The sequence below is a fragment of the Sorangium sp. So ce363 genome, assembly GCF_051520435.1.
GTDB lineage: Bacteria > Myxococcota_A > Polyangia > Polyangiales > Polyangiaceae > Sorangium > Sorangium cellulosum_B.
In genome coordinates this window covers 1,669,767-1,690,484 of sequence record NZ_CP150333.1, presented here as the reverse complement: position 1 = coordinate 1,690,484, position 20,718 = coordinate 1,669,767, and the positions used below count along the sequence as shown (strand labels likewise).

Here is a 20,718-nt window from a genome sequence, read left to right as displayed (position 1 = left end):
TGCACCTCGGGCGAACCGAAGGGATACGACAGAACAGATGACGCCAGCAGCAGTGACCACGCTCGGGCTCGTCGCGGCGACCCTCACCACGATCTCCTTTCTTCCACAGGTGCTGCGCACCCTGCGCACGCGCGACACACGCTCGATCTCCGTCGGCATGTACGCGGCGTTCGTCACCGGCGTGGGCCTGTGGCTCGTTTACGGCCTGCTCACGCAGGACGTGCCCATCGTCGTCGCGAACGCGGTCACCCTCGTGCTCTCGGGCGCCGTGTTCCTCCTCAAGCTCCGATACGGCTGAACTCTCCTTCTCCCCCGCGGGCGCTGTCTCCGACAGACCTCGATCGTCCCGCGGCCCCGCCGCCGTCGAAGCGCGCTGCGCCCGCGGTGGATGGATGATGGATCCGACGCGGCGAAAGCCCCGCTGGCTTGACCTCGCTCGCGCCCCCTCTCACGATGCGAAGTAAGGGGTGATACAATGAATGGCGCGGTGCTCTACGACCTCGCGATGCGGCTGCCGCTCGCCGTCCTCATGCTCTATAACGCCCTGTTCGTCGGGCGCGAACTCTATGCTCACCTGTTTCTCTGGAGCGGGCCCAGGGGGCTCACGTACGGGACGACGGTGGCCTCGCTCGTGGCCACCGAGGCCTACCTGCTGCTCGTCGCGGCGTTCACGCTCGTTCGCCTCCGCCCTGTACGCAAGCTGAGCGGCATCGTACCTCGCATCACCGCGCTCGCCGCCGGCCTGCTGCCGGCGAGCATCGCGTGGCTGCCCAAGGCCCCGCCGATGCCCGGCCGTCAGGTGGTTGGCACGCTGTTCATCATCGGTGGAATGGCGCTCGCCGTGGTCAGCATCGGGTGGCTGGGCAAGTCGTTCAGCGTCATGCCCGAGGCGCGACGCCTCATCACCAATGGCCCCTACCGGCTCGTGCGCCACCCGGTCTATCTCGCCACCCTGATCCAGGGGACGGGGATCATCTTGATCTATCCGTCCATCGCCGCGGTCCTGATCTACACGGTCGAGATGATCCTGCAGGTCATCCGCATGGGATACGAGGAGCGCGTGCTGCGCGACACCTTTCCGGAATACGACGACTACGCGCGCCGGACGTCCGCGCGGCTCGTCCCCCGCCTCTATTGAGGAGGGCGCGCGCCCTCCTCAATAGAGGCGGGCACGCGGCGCCATGGGACAGGATGCAACGCCTGTCGCAGGATGCCTCGCTCGTCCGGACCCGGCGCTCTTACCTGGACGGGTCGGCCACGCGGCCGACGAACAGGATCGCGCTCGTCGCGCGATCGCGGATGACGAAGAGGAACGGGCGATCGAAGCGGATGGTGGCGGGCTCGGGCGCCGACGTCTCGCTGATCACCACCGCCGTCGCCGCCGCCGCCTCGGTGCCCGCCTCGTTCACGGAGACGAACGCTTCGTGGAGCACATCGGTGATGAACAGGCCGCCCTGGCCGTCGATCCCCGAGAAATCCGCGCGATCGGAGAAGGCGGCGGGCATCCCCAGATCCTCGAGCGGCGGGGCGAGATCCAGGGTCGAGGCGATCTTGAACCGCGGCAGCGCCATCGTGACGCTCCGCGACCCGAGGGAGGCGAGGACGCCCTCCAGCCGCTCCCGATCGAGCCCCGCCTCGAAGCCCCCGAGCTCCGACGGGAGCACGAGCACCATCGACAGCTCGCCGCCGTCGTAGGGCAGCTCCAGCGCCTCGTAGCCGTCGCCCTCGCCATAGCGGACCTGCGCGTGGTTGGTCATCATCGGAACGGACACCGTGGAGCCGTCCGCCAGCGTGAAGCTCCCCGGAGTCGTCTCCTCCTCCTCGAACGGAAACTGCCAGGCAGCGTTGAAGTAGATGGCGTTCGTCAGCACGAGCCGGGTCGAGGGCCCGAGGGCGCCTTCAGGCAGGATGTCCTTGATGCGGTCCTCGGTGCGCTCGGCCACCCAGCCATTGATGATCTTCCGCGCCTCGTCGGGCGCCTGGACGAAGTCGACGACGTGCAGCCCGGCCCCGTAGCTCTCCGCCAGCACGTCGAGGAACGACGGCACGAACGCGGAGCCGACCTGCCCCCAGATCGCGTTGGCCACGTGGAGCCGGAACCCCTTGCCGTCCTGCCCCTCGGCGCCCTCGCCGCGGCGCGCGAGCGCCAGATCGAGCGCGTTGAACGCCGGGTGGAGCCGCGCTTGCGGCAGCGTGAAGCGCAGCGCGCGCGCCATCTGCTCCGCCGTTTCCCCGCGCGCGCCGGCGGTTGTCATCGCCAGCGCGCTCGACACGCTGTACGGCGAACAGAAGAGGTTGCCCGGCGCGGCGCCGATCCGGCGGTAGAGCTCGAGCGCGAACGCCGTGTTGCCGAGGGCGAGCTCCCTGGCGTCGGCCTCCGGCACCCGAGGCGCGCGGGCCCGTTGCCTGTCCGAGGCGACGACGCAGCCCGCGGTGCCCGGATCGGCGCACCCGGACGGCGAGGGCCGCGGCTCCGGCTCGGCGCCGGCAGCGGAGCAACCGGCGCAGAGCAGGGAAAATGGCAACAGGACCACAGGGATCAGAGGCCTACGCATGCGCCCGGCGCAGCAGGGGGCGTGCCGAACCGCCCATGATAGGATGGCTCCCACCATGCGAAGAGCGCGAGAGACAGCCCTCGGAGAGGCGCGGCGCCCGTGATCGTGCTCGTGATGGGCGTGAGCGGCGCCGGGAAGACGACGGTCGGAGCGCGCCTTGCGCGCGAGCTCGGATGGGAGCTCGTCGACGCCGACGATTTCCACCCCGCCGCCAACATCGAGAAGATGCGCGCCGGCAAGCCGCTCGACGATCGGGATCGCGCGCCGTGGATCGCGGCGCTCACCGCGCGCATCCGCCAGCTCCTCGGCGAGGGGCGCGGCGCCGTGATCGCCTGCTCGGCGCTCAAGGCGGCGCACCGCGCGCAGCTGCTCGTCGACCCCGCGCGGATGCGCCTCGTGCACCTGACCGGCGATCCAGCGCTGATCGCCGCGCGCCTCTCGGCGCGCAAGGATCACTTCATGCCCCCCGGCCTCCTGTCGACGCAGCTCGCCGCGCTGGAGCCGCCCGAGGACGCGATCCGCGTCGACGTCGGCGGCACCCCCGAGGAGATCGTCGCCGCCGTCCGCCGCGCGCTCGGCGTGTGAGCCGGGCCCGCGCCGCGCCGTCTGCCGACGCCGGGCGCTTTCCAGGCGATCTCTCCGGGAGAACCCGAGCGCCCCCGCGCGGTCAGCCCGGGTCCGGCAAGCGGGTCAGGAAGAGCGCGCCCTGGTCGCTGGAGAGGCGTTCGCCCCCGAGCGCCATCGTGCCGTGGAAGGACCCGGCCAGCATCGGGCTCTCCCACGGGTCCATCTCCAGCCCGGAGACGTGGACGTCCGCGCCGATGCGCCGGGTCCACTGCTCCTCTCCGCTGGAGCTGAGCCCGGCCGCCCACGCGCTGCACGACGCCGGCTCATCCGCCGACTCGCACAGCGCATCGCCGGCAAGCACCACGCGCTCGCCGCTCGCCGTGATGCGGCGGGGGCTCCGCGCGTCGAAGCGCTTCACCCAGATCACACGGCCATCCGGGCCGATCTTGGCGACGAACGGCCGCGGGCCGCCCGGCAGATCGGGCTCGCCGAAGACGCCGCTGCCGGAGAGCAGCGCGGCGCCTTCTGGATCCACGGCGAGGTCGTACGCCTCCTCGAGCTGATCCGACGAGCCACGGAACCGCTTGTGCCACACGAGCTCTCCGTTCCGGTCCAGCTTGGTCACGAACGTCGCCGTGCCCCGCCCGTCCTGGCTCGCGAGGATCGCGTTCCCGTCGCGATCGACCTCGATGCCGATCTCGTCGCTGTCGGAGCCGCTCGGCGGCAGGCTGACCCACGCGAAGCGACCCGAGGCGTCGAGCCGGACGACGAAGGCGCCGATGGCCCGCCGCTCGATCCGCGCGCCGGCGACCTTCGCGGCCCCCTCCAGCCTGCCGAGCACGAGCGCGCCGCCGCGGCCATCGGCGGCGAGCGCCGTACCGCTCAGGATCGCGTCCTCCTCCGCGGAGATCTGCGCCGCCCAGCTCGCCGCGCCGCGCGGGCCGAGCTTCGCGAGGAACAGGTCCGCGCCCGAGGGCGACGCCGCCGTGAGCCGGTGGGCGCCGAAGCGGACCGTGCCGGAGAAATCGCCGAGCACGAGCGACTGACCCCCGCCGCTCGCGGCCACGTCGATGGCGCTCTGCGCCGTGCCGTCGCCGAACTGCTTGCTCCAGAGCGGAGCGCCGCACGCGTCGAGCTCGGCCACGAAGGCGTCCGTCGCGCCCGCGCTCCGCAGCCGGGTGCTGCCGAAGGTCAGCTCCCCTTCGAAGGAGCCGGCGAGCAGCGCGCGGCCGGCGCCGTCGATCGTGAAGCCGCGCAGCGTCGCGCCCTTGCCAGGATACTGCCGGCTGAACGATCTCTGCCGGCACGCCCGCTCGGCCCGCTCGCCGTCGCCGAGCCCGGCCGCGCCGGCCAACCGCCCGCCGGGTGCGACCGCGGCACCCAGACACACGCCTCCGGGATCGACTGCCCCCATCTCGCACATCCCGGGAGGCGAGGCGTGCTCCGCGTTCGCCCGCGCCGCACCGCCGCTGTCGCCTCCCGGTTCGCCCTCCGCCACAATGTCCGCAGCCTCCGAGGACATACACCCGGCGCCACAGCAGATGACGCCGCAGAGGGCGCTCCGTGCTCTCAAGACAGACCACATACTGCATCTCCTCTCCCGCCTCGACGCGGGCACACTGGAAACACTGCAGGATGCGGACCATGGCCCGCGCCTTTCAAGCTTCTCGCGAAGTTGAAAAATCCAAACTTTTCTCGCTGGATGCGGGCTCATCCGGGGCAGGAGGATGCGTTCGTTCAGCGCCGCTTCATGTCCTCTTCACACCGTCGCTCCCGGGCGCACCGGCCATTCGACCCCGGTCGCGCGCTCGATCGACTCACGCACTGGGAGGCGCGCGTCGACAGAGATGGATAGGGCATCTCTCGCGCTGGACACCGCCTGTTCCGGATCCAGATCATCGATGGTCGAGATCTGGCCGAGTCGCTCGCCGCTGCCGTCGAGGCGCGGGCGACTGGCATCTTGAACGCCGCCTGGCCCGGCGAGGCGCAGGCGATGGGGCGGGTTGCTCGCGCGCAAGGCCCTGACGCCGGGGCGGCCCTGACGCCGGGGCGGGCGTCGGGAGCCGGGAGCCGCGAGCCGCGGGCGGGGCGCTCGCGCGGACCCCGAGGCCGCCCTCCCCCGGCTCCCCGGGTGGCCGGCCGCGCGGGCAGGCCGAGAAGACGGGCGCCTACCACCGTAGCGCACCCACGCCCACTTAAGGTAGGATGCTGTCACACGACTCCGGCGGACGTATTCCCGCTGGAGGAGCCCGCGACCGCGGGCGCCGGCCGCTCCATGACCCCCTACCCATCTACGATCACGACGGAGCTCCCTGCGAGCGAAGGCGCGACTGCGCGGCCCCCCGCGCCAGCCCCGCCCTCGCCGCCGGCGCCCCCCGCGATCGCCTCGGAGATGGCGATGAAGTTGCTCTGCAAGCCCGCTGACGAGCGCACCGCGCGTGCGCAGGTGCTGAAGGTCGACATCGACGCCTACGCCGCCCTCCCTGACGCGGAGCGGCGCGCGGTCCACCTGCGCCTTGGGCGCATGGCCGAGGCGCGATCGCAGCGCGAGCGCTCGGACGAGGCGCTCTTCGAGGCCGCGCACCACCTGAACCTCGGCGCGCCCTTGATCGTCGAGCCGCGCGAGCGGGCGGCGCTCGCCGCGATGAACCTCGCCGCGGGCCGCAAGGCGAGGGAGCGGGGCGCGACCCCGGCGGCCGCCGATCTCTTCGAGGCCGGGATCGCGGCGCTGCCAGACGGGAGCTTCAAGCGAGACCACGAGATCGCCTTCTCGCTGCACGCGGAGGCGGCCGAGTGCGCGCACCTCGGCGGCCGGCTCGATCGCGCGGAGGCGCTGCTCGACGTGCTCGCGGCGGAGGCGCGCTCGGATCTCGAGCGGGCCAGGGCGCACGAGCTGCGCATCGCCGTGTACACAACCCAGGGCCGGCTCGACGAGGCGGTGGCGCTCGGAAAGACGGCCCTCGCGATGCTCGGCGTCCCCCTCCCCGAGGACGGGCCGGGGCGGAAGGCGGCGGCAGACGCCGAGCTCGCGGCCGCGCGCGCCGCGCTCGGCACGCGCCGGCTCAAGGATCTGCTCGACGAGCCCGAGGCGTCGGACGCCCGGACCCGCGCGGCGCTCCGGCTCCTCATGGCCCTCATGCTCCCCGCCGCGACGGTGAACCCGCCGCTCTGCACGTTCATCGCGGCCAGGCAGGTCAACCTGTCGCTGGAGCGCGGCCACGGCGGAGTTTCCCCGTACGGCTTCATGGCCTACGCCTGGGTCGCCGCGCGGGTGCTCCGCCGCTACGACGAGGCCTACGAGCTCGGCCAGCTCGCGCTCGAGATGAACGAGCGGTCCGGACAGCCCGAGCTCTCCTGCCGGCTGCGCGTCGTGCTCGGAGCCCACGTCAGCGTCTTCACCGATCACCTCCTTTCCAGCCTCGATCTCTTCCAGGCCGCGCTCGAGGCGGGGCACAGGACGGGCGATCTCACCTACCTGTCCCAGGCGTGCGTCCACACCGCGCTCGTTCGATTCGGGCTCGGCGACGAGTGCGAGGCGGTGCGGGCCGAGGTCGACGGGTTCCTCTCGCTGGTGCGGCGCGCGCGGGAGGAGCTCGCCGCCCTCGCGCTGACCGGGGTGCGCCGCGCGCTCGACGACCTGATGGACGCGACGCGCGCCGGCGCGTCACGCCCGCCCAGCCACGGCGATCTCGACGACGCAGGGGATGAAGCGAAGCTCTCGGCGCCGGCGCACGGCGCCGCCGCGCGCGTCCACTACGCGCTGCGGCAGCAGATCTGCTTCCTCAACGAGGACTACGAGGGGGCGCTGCGGATGGGCTCGCTGGCCGAGGCGAGGATGCAGGGCGGCGTCGACGATCACCTCGCGACCGAGGTGTTCTTCTACACCTGCCTGACGCTGCTCTCGCCCGCGCTGGCGCGCGGCCGGCAGCTGACCACCGTCTCGGTGGCGAGCTACCGGGATCGGTTCTCGGAGTGGGCCGAGCGGTGCCCGGACAACTACCGTCACAAGCACCTCCTCCTCCGCGCGGAGTCCGCGCGCGCCGCCGGCGAGGAGCTCGCGGCGATGAAGCTCTACGATCAGGCGATCGAGTCGGCGAAGGTGAACGGTTTCGTCCGGGACGAGGCGCTCGCCAGCGAGCTCTGCGCGAAGTTCCACCTGGCGAGCGGCAGGGAGAGGATCGCCCACGTCTACATGGCCGACGCCCACGAGGGCTATCTGAGGTGGGGCGCGCAGGCCAAAGCGCGACAGCTGTCGCGAAAGTACCCGCACCTCGTGGCGCGCGCCGCGCTCGTCGGGCAGCAGAGCCGTCCGCCGGAGTCTGCGCTCCCGGCGAGCACGGAGCGCCCCACGTCGCTCGACGCGTTCGCCCTCCTCCGCGTCTCGCGCGCGATCTGCGGGGAGCTCGTCCTGGAGCGCCTCTTCGAGCGGCTCCTCCGGGCCCTGAGCGAGAGCGCGGGGGCGCAGCGCGCGGTGCTGCTCCTCGCGCGCGACGGCGCGCTGACCATCGAGGCCGAGCTCGACGGCGACCGCGGAGGGGTCCGCCTCGGACCTGCGACGCCGCTCGAGTCCACCGCCGATCTCGCCGCGAGCGTCGTCCAGCACGTCGCCCAGACACAGCAGCCGATCGCCCTCACCAGCGCGGCCATGGACGAGCGGTTCGCGGACGACCCTTACCTGCTCGAGGGCGGCCTTCGATCGATCCTGTGCCTCGCCATGACGCATCAGGGCCGCCTCACCGGCGTGCTCTACGCGGAGAACGGCGCGACCGCTGGCGCGTTCCGCGCCGGCCAGGTCGAGCTCTGCGGCCTCCTCGCATCGCAGGCGGCGGTGGCCGTGCACAACGCGTTGCGCCACCGCGACGCGCAGAGCACCTCGCGCGAGCTCCGTCGCTGCAACGAGGCCCTCGTCGACGAGGTCGCTCGCCTCACCGAGGAGCTCCGCGCGTGCAACCGCGACGCTAGCCCCACGAGCGAGCTTCGGCGCTGCAACGAGGCGCGCTAGCCCCGCTACAGCGGGGTGCGTCCGGGGGTCCATCCCGCCCGACAGGATTCCCCGCCAGGAAGGAGAGAGCTTCAGCGAGGCTTCGCGGGGCGCCGTGGGCAAAGCTCACATCGCGGAGGGGACATCCCCTCTGGAAAATCCATGACGCCGGCACCAGAGGGGCCGCAAAACATGCATAGCGTGGGCGCGTCCGCGCGCCATGGCTCCGTCCGAGATGCGTGCAAGCGCGAAGGGGAACGCAGTCGTGCGAACAAGATACGCCACAGCGCGAAAGACACGTGGCAGCGCGGTAGAGCGCGCGGCAGCAGCGCAGACGCTGTCCTGCACACAGCCCTCGAGGCCGGCGCTGACAGGCACATGTTCTGAAATCAAAATGCTCGGGACACCACGGGACGGAAGGGAAGACACAAAGCACCTGCCGTCTCCCAGCCTGCCCGTGATTCCCGAGCCTACAGCGCGGCGCAACTTCGTGCGCTACGGGCTCATCCGCGTCGTTCGGCTCGCTTCAGCGCACGTTCGCACGCCTAACGCGCTGTCCTGGCGGTCGAGCTAGCATCCCACGAACCTGCACATCGCGATAGAGCGCCGAACAAAGCCAACCGACCCATGCAGCCGCGAAGGCGCATGGGGACGGGAGGTGATGAGTGGCGCTCCACAGCCTATCCCCCGCCCGCCGTACCGCGGGCTCGGCGGGGGATGGCCGCTATCGACGCGCTCGTCTCAGGCGCCGCCCGCGCCGCCCGCGCCGCCGGCGCCGCCCGCGCCGCCCGCGCCACCGGTGCCGCCGCCCTCGCCCGCGCCACCCTCGCCACCCGCGCCGCCGGTGCCGCCGCCCTCGCCCGCGCCACCCTCGCCGCCGGTGCCGCCGCCCTCGCCCGCGCCACCCTCGCCACCGGCGCCGCCTTCGCCGCCCGTGCCCGTCGTCGCCGAGCTCGTCGTCGTGGAGGAGGAGGTGGTGGTCCCCTCGTCATCGCCGCATCCGGCGCCGATCATCATCATGGTCGCGCCTAGCAGCAGCGCGCTTGCAAAGATGCTCTTCGAAGCGTTCATGGTTCGTTCTCTCCGTTGGGTTGTCCCCCCCAAAGAATGACTCGGCAGAACCCCGCGCCGATCACCGCTCCACACCGCCAAGCGACTCAATCCACGCAAATTCGCGCAAAATGTGCGCCCTAAAAAGCGCTATGAGCACGCTGCGTTCGATGGGCCGGTGTCAACTCCGTGGTGATTCCGTTATGGTGGACGATAGGCCACCATACTGGATTACGCAAGCTTTTTGTCTCACTGCATCATCGTTGCATGTGGGTGCCCCCCCCGTGAGCGCCCACCGGTCAAGCACATTCGCCTACATCGGCGCAGGCGAACATGACGCGTGAAGAGCGACTGTGCCTGACAGCTCATCCGCCATAACGGATTGACCTCCAGAGGTGAGGGCCCCATGAGCCAAAGCCTCCTCGCGTGAGCGACCTGGAGGAGCGGCGCCGGCGCCGCGCAACACGCGAACAGAGCCCGACTGCAGCGCGGACGCGCCTCGTCTGGCCCCCGATGGGTCGGCTCCCGGTCTGGTCATGAGGACACGTTCGCGTCATGAATTGCAAGTCTCAGGCCCAATGCTCATCGGCCATGGTCCTCGTCCCTGCTCATGAGCGCAGGCACGCTGGGGAGAGACCCGATATCGCCGGCGGGTCGGGCAAGGTAGCGGGCGAGCTCAGGTTGGATGTGCGAGCGACAGAGAACGCGGAGGCGCGCCGCTATGGAGCGCCCGCGGTCCCTCGTCTCCGCGCGATCTTCACGGGTTGATCTCCTCGCTCGACCCTCGCTCCCGGGCGCAGGGGAGGTCGCCTGCGCGGGCCCGGGCCGCGAGGCTGGCCACGGCGGCCACGAGGGCGGCGGGCTCGATCGGCTTCGTGGCGTGCATGTGGAAGCCGGCTTCGAGCGCGCGCTTCTGGTCTTCCTTGCGAGCATAGGCCGTCAGGGCCAGCGCGGGCAGATCACCGCCGGCCTGCGGCGGGCGCTGGCGGATGGCGCGGATGAGCTCGTAGCCGTCCTCGCCCGGCATGGCAATATCGCTCACGAGCACGTGCGGGAGATCCGCGCAGAACGCCGCGAGCGCCTCGTGGGCCGAAGCCACGGCCGTCACCTCGGCGTGGTGCTGCGACAGCACCTCCTGAAGGAGCTCCCTGGCGTCCGCGTCGTCCTCGACGAGCAGGACGCGGAGCCCGCCGAGGTTGGACGCGGACTCCGAGCAAGCGAGCGAGCGCGACCTCCCCTCCCTCATGAGCGCCGGGAGCGAGCTGCGCTCGACCCCGAGGAGCGGGAGCCGGACCACGAACGTGGACCCCTTGTGCAACCCAGGGCTGTCGGCAACGACCGAGCCGCCGTGGATCTCGACGAGTTGGCGCACAAGGGACAGCCCGATGCCGAGGCCCGCGTGCGTCCTGCGGCTCGTGCTGTCGGCCTGGCGAAAGCGCTCGAAGACGAGCGGGAGGAAATCCGGCGCGATCCCCTCCCCCGTGTCGCGCACCGTGAGCTCCGCCGTCGCGCCGGCCCGCCGGAGGGAGACGAGGATATGGTCCCCGGGACGCGTGAACTTGAGCGCGTTGGACGTGAGGTTCGAGACGACCTGCTGCAGCCGATCCGCGTCGCCGTTCACCTCGATGTCCGGGTCGAGCGAGACGTCGATCGTGAGGCCCTTTGCCTCGGCGGCGGGGCGGATCGCGTCGATGGCGGTCTCCACGACGGGCGCGAGCGCCATCGGCGCGGCGCTGATGCTCAGCTTGCCCGTCGTGACCCGCGAGACGTCGAGGAGATCCTCGATGAGCTTCGTCTGCGCGGCCACGTTGCGCTCGATCACCTCGAGCCCGTGGGACACCCGCTGCTCATCGAACGGCTCGGACCGCAGGAGGTGCGTCCAGCCGAGAATCGCGTTCAGCGGGCTGCGCAGCTCGTGGGAGAGCGTGGCGAGGAACTCGTCCTTCATGCGGTTCGCCTCGCGCGCCTCCGCGTGCACGCAGTTCTGGATGGCGATGGAAGCGAGCTGCGCGAGCTGCACGAGGACGGTCTCGTCGTCGTCGGAGAACTCGCCGTCGTTCCGATCCGAGAGCTGGATGGTCCCGATGTTCTGGCCGTCGGCGGCGGTGAGGGGCGCCGCGAGGTACCCCCGCGGCGGCGGCCTCTGCCCGCCGTTGTCCAGCCACTCCGGGTGCAGCGAGAGCTCTCGCTGGGTCAGCCGGAGAGGCCTGTTCCTGGCGCAGACGAGCGCGCACAGCTTGCCGGCGATGGGGGGAGGCGCCTCCTTCTGGAACGTCGTGTACCGCTCCGAGAGCGACACCGCGGTCCGCGCCCGCTCACCGGGCCGCTCCAGCTTCACGAGGGTCATCGCCTGATGGGCGCCGCCGACGTCGCGGGCCGCCTCCGTGATCGCCGCGACCATGGCGTCGAGCGACAGGGCCGAGTTGATCGTGAGCGCGGCGCGGTTGAGCCGCTGGAGCTGCTCCGCGTGCGCGCGCAGCGACTCCGCCTGGAGCTTGATCTTCTGTGTCTTCTTGAAGAGATCGACGAAGACTGACACCTTGGTGCGGAGGACCTCGGGGGCGAACGGGGTCATGATGTAATCGACCGCCCCGAGCGAATAGCTGCGCTCGACATAGACGCGCTCGGTGTGCGCCGTCAGGAAGATGATCGGCGTGTGCAGCGTGCTCCGCCGCTTGCGGATGAGCGTCGCCGTCTCGAACCCATCTATCTCAGGCATCTTGATGTCGAGGAGGATGACCGCGAACTCCTCCTGAAGGAGATGGCGAAGCGCTTCCCTCCCGGACGCCGCCTTGACGATGTTCTCGCCGAGCGGCGCGAGGACTGCCTCCAGGGAGAGGAGCTGCTCAGGCCTGTCGTCAACGATCAGGATGTTGACTCTGCCTACTTCTGCCCTCATCCCGCGTCTCCTTGCCCCCCTTGCTCCGTTGTCAGCGCCGCGGCCAGCCTCGCAGCATCCTCAGGAATGGGGCGGTGTCCACCGCTTTCGGGCGGCGTCTGCCGCGTCCGCTCCAGCCCGCTCCAGCGCTCCGTGCGAGGAGGCTCGGGGAAACCACGTCGCCGCAGCGACGCAGCGCGCGCCCGCGGCGGAGGGTGAGCGCGCCCGCCCGCCTGCCGGAGCGCCCCCCCGGGCGCCGGAGGGCCTTCCCGGAGGCGGCCCTGCGCGGGTGCGCCGGCGCGCGGAGCGCACGCCGGCCACGCTCAGCCCCGGAACGCTCGACCCGCCCGGCATGGCCGCTCCGCAGATCCATCCAGCCCCTCCCGTGCGCTGCGCTGCGCCGACGAGCTCGTATCGTAATCGAGGCGCTGTCTTACCTGCGACCCAGGTCTCGCCTGCAGTATCCACAAGGGGGCGCCTGACGCCGGTGCATGATCCCCGCACGCAGACCCTACACCGGAGCACGCCAGGGTGGAAAGAGGAATTCGTGCGCCACCGAGGCTCCCCCTCGAAGAGGCCATGAGAGCAGCGCGAGAATCGGAGAGAACACGAAAAAAACCGACGCAAGTGGCGTGGACAGCGATGCATCGACGCTCTCCTGACCCTCTGTCGATACCCGCTCGACGCGCTCGGTGTGCCTCGTGTTTCGGTGGTGAGGAGCCCGTCGCCTGCGCCGCGCGCTAGACGGCGGAGCGCCGCTCCTGGAGCGAGCGCGAGTGCCGGAGGATCACCTCGAAGACCTCGGCGACGCCGTCGGGGTCGAGGCCGAGCTCGACGGCGCAGCGGCGGCGCGACTCCATCAGCCGCGCCTCGCGCACCGGATCCCGGACCGCCGCCCCGATCGTGGCCTTGGCGCGCCCGGCGCGCTGGACGAGCTCGGCCCTCCGCGCGAGCAGGCCGACGAGCTCCAGATCCAGGTCGTCGATGAGCTCCCGCGTCTCGCGGAGCTCGGGAGAGAGCGCGCCGAGATCGGGGATCGCGAGCGCGGCGAGGACCTCGGGCGCGGCGTCCTTGGTCGGGACGTCGAGGCTTCGATCGACGGCGACGAGCGCGTCGATGAGGCGGCGGCGCGCCTCGCCCGCGAAGGGGTTCTCGCGGTGCAGCGCGGCGAACAGGTGCCCCGCGTCCACGCGCACCGTCTCGATCGTGTGCGCGATGCCCTGAAACGAGGGCGGCGCGTAGGGCGCGCCGGCGGGTACGCCCGCGTCCATCATGCCCTTCGCGATGAAGAACGCGAGCGCGTGCGTGAAGGCCATGACGCGGTCGTGCTCCTCCGGCGCCTGCTCCAGCACCTGACAGCCGATCCGCTCGAACAGCGCGATGACGCGGCGCACCGCGTCCGGGTGCGCAGGGTTCGGACAGACGACGACGCGCAGCGGGCGCTCGCCGCGAGCGAGGCTCGCCGGACCGAACAGCGGGTGCGTCGCCACCCAGGGCCGGCCTTCGCCGAGCACCTCGGCCATGGCGCTCGCCGGCACGCTCTTCACGCTGCCCACGTCGGCCACCAGCTGCCCCGGCGCAAGGTGCGGCCGCAGCGACAGGAGGGCCTCGCGCACCGCCGGCACCGGGACGGCGACGATGACGAGATCCGCGCCGTCCACGAGCTCCGGGAGCGAGGCGGCCCGCGCGGCGCCGCGGATCTCCGCGGAAGGGTCGAACGCGCGCACCGAGATCCCCGCATCGTGGAGCAACGACCCGAGCGCCGCACCGAAGCGGCCATACCCGAGGAATGCGACCTTGCCGATGCGCACGGGCGGAGCGAGACCGCCCCCGGAATGCGGGAGAGAATGCGGCATGCGGCGGATACTACGACAGCCGGTCTACGCGGATGTCACGTTTTCTCGGCATAGCCGCGAGGATCTGCGACCGCGTCCGTGGGAGACAGGACGGCTCTCCGGCTTCTCCACGCCTGCCGCGCTCGCGGCGACGATGCCCCTCCGGCGAGGGCCGGAGGCGGCGCTCCTGCGCCCGCGGCGGCTCGGCCGGCGCCGGCTCACCTGAGCTGCGTCGCGGCCACGCCGAGGATCGCGAGCAGCGACGCGACGGCGGCGATCAGCGCGATGCGCGCCCTGTTGCGCCCCGTGTCCTGCGCGCCGTACCGCTGGGTCACCGGGCCCGCCTCCGAGCTCGGTCCGGCGCTCTCGGGCGGACGGGGCCTCGCGCTGAGCCCGAGCCCGATCGTCGGGAGCGAGGCGCGGGGGCGCGGCGGGAGCGTCGCGCCGAGGAGCCGCGCGGCCCGCTCCACGTGATCCTGGCCCTCCGCCGACGCGTGAGGGGCGAGCGCGATCGCCAGCTCGGCCACGCTCGTGGGCCGCCGCGCCGGGTCCTTCTCGAGGCAGCAGAGGAGCACGCGGTCGATGGCAGGGGGGATGTCGGACCGCAGCGCGCTCGGGAGCGCCGGCGCCGCGCTCGCGATGCGCGGCGCGAGATCGGCGAGCGAGCTCGCCTCGAACGGCGGCCGTCCGGTCAGGAGCCGGTACAGGATCGCGCCGAGCGACCAGACATCGGCGCGGGCGTCGACGGCGACCGAGGATCGCATCCGCTCCGGCGACATGTAGAGCGGCGCGCCGAGCTCCTCCCGCGTCTGCGCCGGCGCGCCGCCGTCGCTCGCGCCGGGCAGCTCCCTGGACGCGCCGAAGCCGAGCACCTTGAGGAGCGTCGCGCCGCCGGGGGTCGTCGCGAGGAACAGGCGCGCCGGCTCGAGGTCGCGGTGCACGATCCCCGCGGCGTGCGCCTCGGCCACCGCCACGCAGGCCTGCAGCACCCAGTCGATGGCCTCCGAGAGCTCGATCCGGCCGCGGCCGCGGAGCAGCTCGGCGAGGTCCTGCCCGTCGAGGTGCTCCGTGACGATGTACGCGACCCCCGAGGCGAGCTGGCCGACGTCGAGCACCCGCGCGACGTGCTCCCCCTTGAGCGCCACCGCCGCGCGCGCCTCCCGGAGCGAGCGCTCCACGCGCTCCGGGCTGCCGTCGGCGAGCAGGAGCTCGATCGCGACCCGCTGCGGAAGCACGAGGTGGCTCGCGAAGGCCACCGTCCCGAGCTCGCCGCTGCCCGAGATCCTGTCGACCCGGTACTTCTCGGCGATCACGTCCCCTGCGACGACAGGTGCGTTCATCAAAGCTCCCCGCAGCGCGCATCGGCGCGGGGGCAGCCGCCCGCCCCCCGTACATGCGCAGCTTCATCCTAGCACCTTCGCTCGCCGGATTGGCGGTCGCCGGTCGTCGCCGGAGCTCGAGGCCAGCGCCGCGCTGCCCCTTTCACGCCTGCCCATCTCACCCCCGCCCGTTTCACCCCTTGCCCGCGCGGCCCGACGGCCTGGCAAATGACCGCTGGAGGGGCGCCCTCGCGACGCGGGTGAGGCCGCGCAGCGCGCGTCGTCGTGCCGAGAGGAGTGAAGTGGGCGGAGCCGCCGCGCGATGGCGCGAAGCGCACAACCCGACGTCTCTCCCAAATCACGAGACCCGGGACTTCCCGGCTCGCACCAGCACACATCCTGCTTTATATTCTCGCGGCAACGCGCGAGGGGGAACGCGTATGACTCGGGCGGAAGCGACTGAGGTCCACCGCTGCAGCCGATTTCTGCTCCGCAGACAGAGGCTTGCCGGGAGGAAGGTCGTGCAGAAAACCGTTCGGGGGCGTCATCCAGCCCCGGGCGCGGCGGCCCTCCTGCTGCGCGAGCACGCCTTCCTGCGCCGGCTCGACGTGCCGGGGGTCGTGCGGCCGCTCGCGCTGGAGGGCCCGGAGAGCATGCCGGCGCTGCTCCTCGAGGACGCAGGCCCCGAGGACCTCGAGCGGCGGCTCGCCCGAGGGCCGCTCGCGCTGGACGCGTTCTTCGACGTCGCCATCGCGCTCGCGGAGACGTGCGCGCGCATCCACGGGAGCGGCGTCGTCCACCGCGCGATCGCCCCAGGCCGCGTGGTCCTCGGCGAGGACGGGCAGGTCACCCTGGTCCATTTCTCGGACGCGGCCGAGCTGACGAGCGTGCCCCGCGCCGTGGAGCTCGAGAAGCTCGACGCGCTCCCCTTCCTGTCCCCCGAGCAGCTGGGGCGCACCTGCTGGTTCATCGACGCGCGCTCGGATCTGTACGCGCTGGGAGCGACCTTCTACGCCATGCTCACCGGCGCGCCGCCCTTCAAGGACCCCGATCCGCTCGCGCTCGTGCACGCCCACATGGCGAGGAGCCCCGTGCCCGCACACGTCGTGATCCCGAGTGTCCCGGCGGCCCTCTCCGAGCTGGTGCAGCGGCTCCTCGCGAAGATGCCGGATCTGCGATACCAGAGCGCCGAGTGCCTCGCCCAGGACCTCGACGATGCGCAGAGGCGATGGCGCGCCGCAGGCACCATCGCGCCGTTCGAGCTCGGCCGCATGGATCTCGCGCGGCGCCTCCCGCTGCCCGAGCGCCTGATCGACCGCGAGCGCGAGCTCGCCGCGCTGCGCGGCGCGCTCGCCCGCGTGTCGAACGGCGGGACGGAGCTCGTGCTGGTGACCGGGGAGGCTGGCGTCGGGAAGACCGCCCTCGTCGAGGCGCTTCAGGCCGCCGTCGCCGAGCGGGGCGGGCGGTTCATCGAGGGCAAGTTCGACCTGCGCGCGGCGAACGTCCCCTATGCGTCCCTGGCAGAGGCGCTCCGCGCCCTCGCTGCCGCGCTGCGCGCCGAGCCGGAGGAGAGCCGCGCGCAGCTCAGGGAGGCGGTCAGCGAGCGGAGCCGCGCCCTCGGCGAGCTCTGCCCGGAGCTCACCGAGCTCCTCGGGGACGCGCCAGCGCTGTCAGCCGCGGATCCGATGCGCGCGGAGAACCGCTTCCTGCTCGCGATCCAGGACTTCGTGCGCGCGGTGGCCAGCCAGCGGCCGCCGCTCGCGATCTTCCTCGACGACCTCCAGTGGACGGACTCCGCGTCGCTCCGCGTCCTCCGCGCCCTCGCCGCGGATCCGGGCAGCAAGCACGTGCTCCTGCTCGGCGCGTACCGATCGAGGGAAGTCGGCGCCGCGCACCCGCTCCACCAGACCATCGAGGAGATCCGGGGCGCGCAGGTCCCCCCGATGACGCACCTCTCGCTCGGCCCGCTCGGCGTCGAGGCGGTCGTCGCGATGCTCGCCGAGGCGCTCCGCTGCGAACCGGAGAGGGCGCGCCCTCTCGCAGAGCTCTTCCTCGCCAAGACGGCGGGCAACCCCTTCTTCATCCGCCAGCTCCTCCGGTCGCTCCAGGAGAAAGGCCTGCTCCTCTTCGACGCGCTCCGCTCGACATGGACGTGGGATCTCGGCCGGATCGAGCGGGTCGGGGTCACCGACAACGTGGTCCAGCTGATGTCGGAGTCCGTCCGCAGGCTGCCCGAAGCGGCGCAGGAGCTCCTGCAGGTCGCCGCGTGCATCGGCAGGCGCGCGGAGCTCAGGCTCATCGCGGCGGTGCTCGGCCGATCCGTCGACGAGACGACCGCATCGCTCGTCCAGCCGCTCCGCGAGGGGCTCGTCGTGCCCGACGGCACGTGCGAGCGCGAGGCGGGGCTCGCGATCCGGTTCGTCCACGACCGGGTCCAGCAGACGGCCTACGAGCTCGGGCCGGAGCAGCTGCGGATGCAGCTGCACCTGGAGATCGGCCGCTTCCTCGAGGCCACCTGCACCAACGGGACGGACGCGGCGCTGTTCGACGCCGCGGACCAGCTGAACCTCGGCGCCGCGCTGCTCGACGCGGCGCAGCGGGACCGCCTCGCCGAGCTCAACCACCGCGCCGGCGTGAAGGCGCGCCGCGCCGCGGCCTTCGGCCCGGCGCTCGCCTACTTCCGCAGCGGCCTCCGCCTGCTGCCGGACGGCGCGTTCCGCTCGCGTTACGAGCTCTGGTTCTCGCTCCACCGCGACGCGGCGGAGTGCGCCGCGCTGACCGATCAACACGCGACGGCCCGCGCGCTCGTGGAGGAGGGGCTCCGCCACGCGGCGTCGATCCCGGAGAAGGTCGACCTGGAGGCGCTCCGGATCATGAGCGCGACGATCACCGGCGAGCACGATCTGGCGCTCGGCTGGGGGCGCGACGCGCTGCGCGCGCACTTCGGGGTCGAGCTGTCGGCGGCGGATCTCGACGCGGAGATCACGGCCCAGCGGCGGGCCATCGCCAGCCACCTCGCGGAGCGCTCGCCCGAGTCGCTCGTCGATCTCCCCCGCGTGACCAGCCCGGAAGAGCGGGCCCGCATGAGGCTCCTCGCCGAGATGGTGGCCCCCGCCTGGTTCGCGGACCGGAAGCAGCTCGTGCTCCTCACCTCCCTCGGCGTCCGCTTCGCGCTGGAGCACGGCAACGCGCGCGAGTCGATCCTCTCCTACGCAGGGCACGCGATGCTCCTGGCGGCCGAGGGCGACCTCTCGAGCGCCCAGGGCTTCGGCCAGCTCGCCGTGGAGCTCGCGCGGAGGTTCGAGGATCGCGCCCAGGAGACGATCGCCCGGTACATGTACAACGAGTTCGTTCACCCGTGGATCGCGCCGCTCGCCTCGGGCGGGGAGCCGTTCCGCGAGATCATCGCCCTGGGCCTGTCGTCCGGCGAGCTCCGCTTCTCGTCTTACGCGCGCACCGGGCTCATGGGGCACTCGTTCGCCGGAGGGGTGGAGCTCGATCTCGTGCTCGTCGACCTGAACGACGGGTTCGCGTTCAGCCAGCAGACCGGCAACAAGTCGACGCTCTTCTACCAGCTCTCCTACCGGCAGATGATCCGATGCCTCAAGGGGCTGACGAAGGGCCGGAACGCGCCCGAAGACGCCGAGTTCGACGAGCGGGCCTTCCTCGAAGCGGTGCAGCGGGAACCGCCAGCGAAGTGCGTGTATCACATCCTGCGCCTCCAGGCCTCGTACCTGTTCCGGGACCTGGCCCAGGCCACCGCGCACGCCGACGCGGCGGCCCCGTCCATTCACTTCCTCGGCGGCTACATCCCAGGGTGCCAGTACACGCTGTACGCCGCGCTCACGCTGCTGTGGCGGTGCGATGAGGCCGACGAGCGGGAGAGGGCCACGCTGCTCGCGCGCGCGGCGGACCTGCAGCGCCTCCTGCGAGGGTGGGAGTCGGGCTGCGCGGAGAACTTCCGCCCGCGGCGCCTCCTCGTCGACGCGGAGATCGCCCGCGTCGAGCGCAGGTTCGAGCTCGCCGGAGCGCTGTACGACGAGGCGGTCGAGGCGGCGGCGCGCGGGGGGTTCGTCCACATCGCGGCGCTCGGCAACGAGCTGGCTGGGCGCTTCTACCACGGGCTCGGGCGGGCGCGGATCGCGGCCATGTACCTGCGCGCCGCGCGCCAGGGGTTCGCCCGCTGGGGGGCCTCGGAGAAGGCCCGCGCGCTCGCGGAGGAGTTCGGGCTCGGCGGGTCCGGCGACGAGCCCGAGCTCGCCGAGGAGCGCCTGCCGGCGGTCGCCCTCGACGCGCTCAGCCTGCTCAAGGCCGCCGAGACCCTCTCGAGCGAGATCGTGCTCGATCGGCTGCTCGAGAAGCTCCTGGGCGTCTGCCTGGAGGCGGCCGGCGCGCAGTGCGGGGCGCTCGTGCTCGAGGAAGAGGGGGAGCTCTTCGTGCGGGCCCAGGGGTCCGTGGCCACCCCGGTCTCCATCGAGCGCACGCCGCTCTCCCGGTCGTGCGAGGTACCCCGGCGGATCGTCGAGCGCGCGCACGGCGCGGGCGAGATCGTCGTGCTCGACGACGCGGACAGCGCGCCGGAGCGCGACCGCGATCGTCACTTCGCCGAGGGCGGCTCGCGGTCGGTCCTGGTCCTGCCCATCCAGCGGAACGAGGCGCGGCTCGGGGTGGTGTACCTCGAGAACAACCTCACCACGTACGCCTTCACGCGCGCTCGCGTCCACGTGCTGGAGCTCCTCTCCGACCAGATCGCGATCGCCCTCGAGAACGCCCGCCTCTACCGCGAGGCGCAGCACGCGGTGCGCATCCGCGACGAGTTCCTCAGCGTCGCGTCGCACGAGCTCAGGACGCCCGTCACCTCCCTGCGCCTCGGCCTCCAGGCGCTGCTCCGCCGGGGAGACCACGCGTCCGACGAGCGCCTCGCGCGCGCCCTGCAAAGGATGGATCGGCAGGTGCACCGGCTCGTCCGGCTGATCGACGACGTGCTGGACGTGTCGCAGCTCCACACCGGCCGGCTGGAGCTGCACGTCGAGCCGGTCGATCTCGCGGAGGTCGTGGACGACGTCCTGGAGCGGCTCACCGAGCGCATCGCGCAGTCCGGCTCGTCCGTGAGCGTGCGCGCCGAGCCGTCCGTCGTGGGATCGTGGGACAGGAGCAGGCTGGAGCAGGTGGTCTCGAACCTGCTCGACAACGCCCTCAAGTTCGGCGGGGGCAAGCCGATCGACGTCTCGGTCGCGCGGAAGGACGGCACGGCAGAGCTCGTGGTGCAGGATCAGGGCATCGGGATCCCGGCGGGGCGGCTCCCGCACGTGTTCGACCGGTTCGAGCGCGCGGTGTCGAGCCGCCATTTCGGCGGGCTCGGGCTCGGGCTCCACGTCGTGAAGAGCATCGTCGAGGCGCTCGGCGGCGCGGTGCGCGTCGTCAGCCGGCCGGACGAGGGGGCGCGGTTCACGGTGGAGCTGCCCTGCGAGCGGCCGGCGGCGAGCCACGCCGCGTCGGCGACGCTCGGCGGCCTGCACGCCTGACGCGAGCC

The 20,718-nt window shown here is 72.2% G+C and carries 11 protein-coding genes; 5 read left to right on the top strand and 6 right to left on the bottom strand.

The genetic code is table 11. The features are described from left to right. The first annotated feature begins 37 nt into the window (after positions 1-37). Both WMF12_RS06445 and WMF12_RS06440 read left to right on the top strand, forming a co-directional pair. Positions 38-298 (top strand): SemiSWEET transporter, encoded by a 261-nt coding sequence (locus WMF12_RS06445; protein ID WP_437744740.1) that lies wholly within the window; start codon positions 38-40, stop codon positions 296-298. 177 nt (positions 299-475) lie between these two features. Beyond that, positions 476-1,138: a methyltransferase family protein gene (locus WMF12_RS06440; RefSeq protein WP_437868937.1), complete on the top strand. Its 663-nt coding sequence runs from the start codon at positions 476-478 to the stop codon at positions 1,136-1,138. A 100-nt stretch (positions 1,139-1,238) separates the two neighbouring features. Here the strand turns inward: WMF12_RS06440 and WMF12_RS06435 are convergent, their stop codons facing one another. Next, entirely contained in the window at positions 1,239-2,555 is a 1,317-nt protein-coding gene (locus tag WMF12_RS06435; protein ID WP_437868933.1) for a serpin family protein, read from the bottom strand. 99 nt (positions 2,556-2,654) lie between these two features. Between WMF12_RS06435 and WMF12_RS06430 the strand changes: the two genes are divergently transcribed. After that, on the top strand, positions 2,655-3,140 hold the full coding sequence (locus tag WMF12_RS06430) for a gluconokinase (RefSeq protein WP_437744737.1): 486 nt from the start codon (positions 2,655-2,657) through the stop codon (positions 3,138-3,140). Positions 3,141-3,222: 82 nt separating this feature from the next. Here the strand turns inward: WMF12_RS06430 and WMF12_RS06425 are convergent, their stop codons facing one another. Continuing rightward, positions 3,223-4,536 (bottom strand): hypothetical protein, encoded by a 1,314-nt coding sequence (locus tag WMF12_RS06425; protein WP_437868913.1) that lies wholly within the window; start codon positions 4,534-4,536, stop codon positions 3,223-3,225. 984 nt (positions 4,537-5,520) lie between these two features. Between WMF12_RS06425 and WMF12_RS06420 the strand changes: the two genes are divergently transcribed. After that, complete coding sequence (locus WMF12_RS06420; protein ID WP_437868907.1) at positions 5,521-8,124, top strand: GAF domain-containing protein; 2,604 nt, start codon at positions 5,521-5,523, stop codon at positions 8,122-8,124. 720 nt (positions 8,125-8,844) lie between these two features. Here the strand turns inward: WMF12_RS06420 and WMF12_RS06415 are convergent. The 4 genes from WMF12_RS06415 to WMF12_RS06400 all read right to left on the bottom strand — a co-directional run bounded on the left by WMF12_RS06415 (position 8,845) and on the right by WMF12_RS06400 (position 15,206). After that, the gene (locus WMF12_RS06415; protein ID WP_437868896.1) at positions 8,845-9,174 is read right to left on the bottom strand and encodes a hypothetical protein; all 330 of its coding nucleotides are present in this window, start codon (positions 9,172-9,174) and stop codon (positions 8,845-8,847) included. A 736-nt stretch (positions 9,175-9,910) separates the two neighbouring features. Beyond that, positions 9,911-12,052: a response regulator gene (locus WMF12_RS06410; protein ID WP_437868891.1), complete on the bottom strand. Its 2,142-nt coding sequence runs from the start codon at positions 12,050-12,052 to the stop codon at positions 9,911-9,913. 719 nt (positions 12,053-12,771) lie between these two features. Continuing rightward, positions 12,772-13,887: a prephenate dehydrogenase/arogenate dehydrogenase family protein gene (locus tag WMF12_RS06405; protein WP_437744731.1), complete on the bottom strand. Its 1,116-nt coding sequence runs from the start codon at positions 13,885-13,887 to the stop codon at positions 12,772-12,774. 197 nt (positions 13,888-14,084) lie between these two features. After that, positions 14,085-15,206, bottom strand: a complete 1,122-nt coding sequence (locus WMF12_RS06400) for a serine/threonine-protein kinase (protein ID WP_437868877.1) — start codon at positions 15,204-15,206, stop codon at positions 14,085-14,087. 419 nt (positions 15,207-15,625) lie between these two features. On the opposite strand from WMF12_RS06400, the gene WMF12_RS06395 reads away from it, so the two are divergent. Next, the gene (locus tag WMF12_RS06395; protein ID WP_437868872.1) at positions 15,626-20,710 is read left to right on the top strand and encodes a sensor histidine kinase; all 5,085 of its coding nucleotides are present in this window, start codon (positions 15,626-15,628) and stop codon (positions 20,708-20,710) included. The last annotated feature ends 8 nt before the right edge of the window (positions 20,711-20,718 follow it).